The sequence below is a fragment of the Longimicrobium sp. genome (genome assembly GCF_036399255.1).
GTDB lineage: Bacteria > Gemmatimonadota > Gemmatimonadetes > Longimicrobiales > Longimicrobiaceae > Longimicrobium.
In genome coordinates, this window is the sequence record NZ_DASWNM010000152.1 from 1 (window position 1) to 5,081 (window position 5,081).

The window sequence follows — 5,081 nt, forward strand, 5'->3', positions numbered from 1 at the left end:
TGTTAATATACCCCCCCCCCCCCCCCCCCATCTGCCAAACGTTCCCGGCGTGATGCCCCTGCCGCTGAGGAGGCAGATGCATCTGGTGTAGCCCCGGAGGACTTTGCCGACCTCGCGGAGGCGATCCAAGACTTGTGGGTCGCGATGGACCAGGGGAAGCGCTTCGGGAATTGGAAGCTGCTGCGCTTCAATGGCCACTTCTTCCGCGATGCCGAAGTCCTGCCGCTCACCCGCGCCGATGTGGCGGTGCTGCACCAAGCCGCGCAGGCGGACTGGCGGCAGGTGGAGCCCACCATCTTCGGCACGCTGCTTACGCGTGCGCTCGATCCCAAGGAGCGCCACCGGCTGGGCGCGGAGTACACGCCGCGCGAGTACGTGGAGCGGGTGGTGCGCCAGACGGTGGACGTGCCCCTGCGCGAGCGCTGGGCGCCCGTGCAGGCGCATGCCGCGGAACTGCGCGCGACCGGAAAGAAGAAGAATGCGGCCGCCGCCCTCAAGGAACTGCGCGATTTCCATACGTGGCTACGCGGGCTTCGCTTCCTGGATCCCGCCTGTGGGAGTGGAAACTTCCTTTACGTTTGCCTCCACCTTGTCAAAAGGCTGGAGTTGGAGGTGCTCCGGACGATCGAGGAGATTACCGGCAATCCGGACCTCCAGATCGAAGAGGTTGGCCCCTGGCAGTTCCACGGCATCGAGGTCAAGCCATGGGCCCGCGAGATCGCGGAGCTCACCCTGTGGATTGGCTACCATCAGTTCTGGATGGAGCACCACAAGGGCGTCAATCCGCCGGAGCCGGTGCTCAAGGACACCGGCACGCTGGAGTTGCGCGATGCCGTGCTCGCCTGGGACGAGATTGTGGAGGTGCCGGAGAAGTCGCGTCCCGATCCCACGCCGCGCATCCTGCACCCCGTCACCGGCAAGCTCGTCCCCGATCCGGACGCGCGGCTGGTGTACAGCATGTATACGAATCCGCGTCCCGCCCCGTGGCCGCAGGCGGATTTCATCGTCGGCAATCCACCGTATCTGGGACGAGGGCGTCAGCGAGAGGCATTCGGAGACGGGTACATCGACGCGCTGCGGGCGAGCTATTCAGAAGTTCCCGACAATGCCGATTACGTGATGTACTGGTGGTATCGTGCGGCTCAGGCATTGGCCGGCGGCGGAGGTATGCGTGCTGGGTTGATTACGACGAACACGATTACGCAACGTCATAATCGGGAAATTATTGACGATGCGATAACGCGCGGTGTCCAAGTGGTATGGGCGGCGGCGGATCATCCTTGGGTCGATGATACGGGTAGCGCGGCTGTTCGCATCGCGATAACCGTAATCGCTAAGGATGCCGCAGGCGCAGCCTTGGTCTTTGTCGATGATGACGGGAAGATCCAGCGCGAGATCCAAGTTCCCCGACTAAATGCGGACTTGACGATTAGTGCCGATGTCGCGGGGGCTGCGGCGACACCTCTGTTTGCGAATCAAGGACTTGCCTCGCAGGGATTTACGCTGGTGGGCGAGGGATTCCGCCTATCTCTGGAAGAAGGGGAGCGGTTGCTGAACCTTGACCCAAGGCATCGTGGTGTGGTGAGGATGATCGTGAACGGCCGCGATCTCACTACCCGTCCCCGTGGGATTTGGACCATTGATTTCGGCGTGGCGGATGAAGATCAAGCACTTCAATTTCCCGTTCTTTACGACCTCATCCGCACGCGAGTAATGCCGGGCCGGTCTGCAAACAAACGCGATGCATACGCAAGGTTCTGGTGGCGTTTCGGAGAGACGCGTACGGGATTTCGTGCTGCATCCGCCAGTTTGTCTCGGTACATTGCAACCGTCGAAACTGCAAAGCACCGAATGTTTCTTTTTCTTTCAGCGGAAACGGCGGCCGAACACTCTGTGGTGTGCATTGCGACGGCAGATGCATACCATCTTGGCGTTCTGTCATCGGCGATACATGTTCGCTGGTCATTGGCTGCCGGCGGGACACTCGAAGATCGTCCGCGATATCAGAAGGCTTTAACTTTCGACCCCTTCCCCTTTCCCGATCCGCCGCAGGAGCTGCGGGAGGAGATCGGGCGGGTGGCGGAGCGGCTGGACCAGCACCGCAAGGACGCCATCGCCCGCGACGAGCGGGTGACGATGACGGGGATGTACAACGTGGTCGAGAAGCTGCGCAGCGGCGACAAGCTCACCGACAAGGAGCGCGCCGTGCACGAGATCGCCGCGTGCGGCGTGCTGCGCGACCTGCACGACGAACTGGACCGGCTGGTGGCGCGGGCGTACGGCTGGCCCTGGCCCATGGAGCGCGAAGAGGTGCTGGAGCACCTGGTGGCCCTTCACGACGAGCGCGTGGAAGAGGAAAAGCGCGGCATCATCCGCTGGCTGCGGCCGGAGTACCAGGTGCCGCGCTTTGGCGGCGCCGCGCCCGCCGCCGAGCCCGCGCTGGACCTGCCCGACGCCCCGGTCGCCGAAGTAGCCAAAGTGGCCGACAGGCAGCCCTGGCCGGCGGGCGCCATCGACCAGATCGGCGCGGCCAAGGCGGCCGTATCCACCGCCCCCGCCACGCCGGCGGAGGTGGCGGGCACGTTTGCCGGCGCGCCCGTGCCGCTGGTGGCGCGCCACCTGGAGACGCTGGTGATGGTGGGCGAGCTGCGGCTGGTGGGCGAGGGCCGGTACGCGGCCGTCGCCGAGCCGCTGTGAGCGCGGTCGCGACGGATCGGCCTGCTCCAGGGCCGCAGGGCGGGCGTGTCAATTGCCTCTGCATCCCACAGAGGTAAAAGCCACACCTGCGCAGGGGGATTGCGATGCGGCCGCCGCGATACATGTTTCCCAACGAAGTCCGCGACACCACCCGCGCCTCTGCAGCGCGCATGGTCCGCGACGGCGAGATTGCACGGACGCCGGAAGAACTCGATGCCTGGATCGCGAGAGAGCCGGAGGCGCGGGCGTCGCTGGAGAACGGCGGGTACGGAACGGAGTTCACCGCGGAGGATCTGTTTCCGCTGCTGCAGGTGATGGTGACGCAGGCCGGAGGCCCCGCGCCGGAACCCGATGCGCCGCCGCGTTCCTCCAGACGTCCCTGGCTCGTGGGGCTCGGCGTTGTTCTTCTCGTTCTTCTCGTGGTCGCCCTGGTGACGGGAATGCGGTAACGGCCATCCCTCCGCGGGCGATTCCCGGAGGTACGGCCTCCGCGGGCAAACCCATGCGGGCCGCCCGCGATCCCCGTGAATCGGATTCCACGGTGCGCTCGCTTTCGTCCGGCGGGGCGCACCGGACGTGCGCGCCGCGGGCGTATCCATCCACCGGAGTTCCCATGCGTCTGATCGCCACGTTCGCCCTGCTGGCTGCGTGCGGCTGCTCCAGGGCCGCCTCCGGCTCCGCCGAAGCCGACGCCGTGGCGGTGTACGAGGCCTTTCTGAGCCTGGATCCGGCGAGCCTTCCCGAGCGCGTGCTGCTGCAGGAGGTGACGGAGCCTGTCACCAGCGAGATGTTCGAGGTGCGGATCGACCCGGCCAGGTCCGAGAGGATGCGCCTGCTCGCCGAGGTGCAGCAGGCCGTGGACGACCTGGTGGCCCGCGGCGGCACGCCTGGGCCGGTGCCGGCCGAGGTACGCATCTCGGACCGCCAGACGCGCATCTCCGCCGACAGTGTGGCCGCCATCTTCCGGTCGACCCGCGACCGCGCACCGCACAGGCTTGCGGACAGCGCCTCGGTCGTCCAGCTCTCGGCCGTAGGGTTCAACCGCGGCCGCACCGTCGCCGTCGTGTACCAGAACGTGGTGTGCGGCTACCTGTGCGGCGACCTTACCGTACGGGTGCTTCGCAAGTATCCGGACGGCTGGCTGCCCGCGGAGGAACTGCTCAACGCCGTCTACTGACCCGGAGCGGCCCTCGTGAAACGCCTTCAGGCAGGCAGCGGTGCGGCTGCTCCCCCACCGCCGCCGCAGAGCCGCCACGGACGTGTTCTCCATTCGTGAACAAGAATCCGTTCTCCTGACGAGGAGCATGTATGTTTCAAGATTCGTCGTCGAGTGCTTTTGATGATCGTGTTCCCCGTGGATGCGGGGGTGTGGGATGATCGTGGGCCTGGCATCGCCCCGCCCCGCGTCTTCATTGGATGATGGGCTGGAGCGCGTCGATCGGCTGCTGAGCGAGGCGTCGGCGCAGGGCGCGCAGATCGTGTGCTTTCCTGAAGCGTACCTGCCGGGGCTGCGGGGGCAGGACTTCGAGGTGTGCCCCTTCGACGTGGCGGAGCAGGAGCGGGCGCTGCAGGCGGTGGCGCAGTCCGCGCGGACGCACGGGGTGGCGGTGATCATGGGGATGGAGCGGTTCACGGATGCTGGCCGGCAGATCGCCGCGTACGTCATCGACGCGCGGGGCACGGTGCTGGGATGCCAGACCAAGAACCAGCTGGATCCCAGCGAGGACCCGTTCTACGTCCCCGGCGACACTCGCCGGCTCTTTACGATCGACGGCGTGCGCTTCGGCGTGTGCATCTGCCACGAAGGGTGGCGCTATCCCGAGACCGTGCGCTGGGCGGCGGTGCGGGGCGCCAGCATCGTTTTTCATCCCCAGCTCACCGGGGGCGAGACGCAGGGCGCCAGTCCGGCGGAGTGGGGCGCGGCGGATTCGCCCTACTACGAAAAGGCGATGATGATGCGCAGCCGCGAGAACACCATCTACTTCGCCAGCGTCAACTACGCGCTGCGCTTTCCGGATTCGGCCACCAGCCTCATCGCCCCCTCGGGCGAGTGCCAGGCGTACCTGCCGTACGGCCAGGAAGGCGTGCTGGTGCAGGCCATCGACCCGGCACAGGCGACCGGGCTGCTGGCCACGCGGTACGCCCCGGATCGCTACCAGGAAGCCGCACCCGCTTGAGCCAGCGCGGTATCCATCCCCTGACAGCGTGTTTAAGAATCCGACGCTGCGCATCCAGGCAGATCTACCAGCGCTGTCATTCCGAGGCCCGGCCACGCCGTAGCCTGCTTTCACACCAGAGGTTGCAGGGCCGAGGAATCTACTGTCGGATTTGCTGGAGGGCAGACGCGGTAGCCCGTGCTTACCTTGCGGCTACGACACGGGCGG

Annotated in this window: 4 protein-coding genes; all 4 read left to right on the forward strand. The window is 66.2% G+C overall.

Translation table 11 applies throughout. The features are described 5' to 3' along the window. Window positions 1-144 precede the first annotated feature (144 nt). The 4 genes from VGC13_RS29380 (at window position 145) to VGC13_RS29395 (ending at window position 4,874) form a co-directional block, all read left to right on the forward strand. Window positions 145-2,697: a class I SAM-dependent DNA methyltransferase gene (locus tag VGC13_RS29380; protein WP_331128902.1), complete on the forward strand. Its 2,553-nt coding sequence runs from the start codon at window positions 145-147 to the stop codon at window positions 2,695-2,697. Between the two features lie 170 nt (window positions 2,698-2,867). Then, window positions 2,868-3,146 carry a hypothetical protein gene (locus VGC13_RS29385; protein WP_331128903.1) on the forward strand — a complete coding sequence of 93 codons (279 nt, stop codon included), beginning with the start codon at window positions 2,868-2,870 and terminating at the stop codon, window positions 3,144-3,146. Window positions 3,147-3,310: 164 nt separating this feature from the next. Continuing rightward, window positions 3,311-3,874 (forward strand): hypothetical protein, encoded by a 564-nt coding sequence (locus VGC13_RS29390; protein ID WP_331128904.1) that lies wholly within the window; start codon window positions 3,311-3,313, stop codon window positions 3,872-3,874. A 196-nt stretch (window positions 3,875-4,070) separates the two neighbouring features. Continuing rightward, a complete protein-coding gene (locus VGC13_RS29395) occupies window positions 4,071-4,874 on the forward strand; it encodes a carbon-nitrogen hydrolase family protein (protein WP_331128905.1) in 804 nt (267 codons plus the stop codon). Window positions 4,875-5,081: the final 207 nt, after the last annotated feature.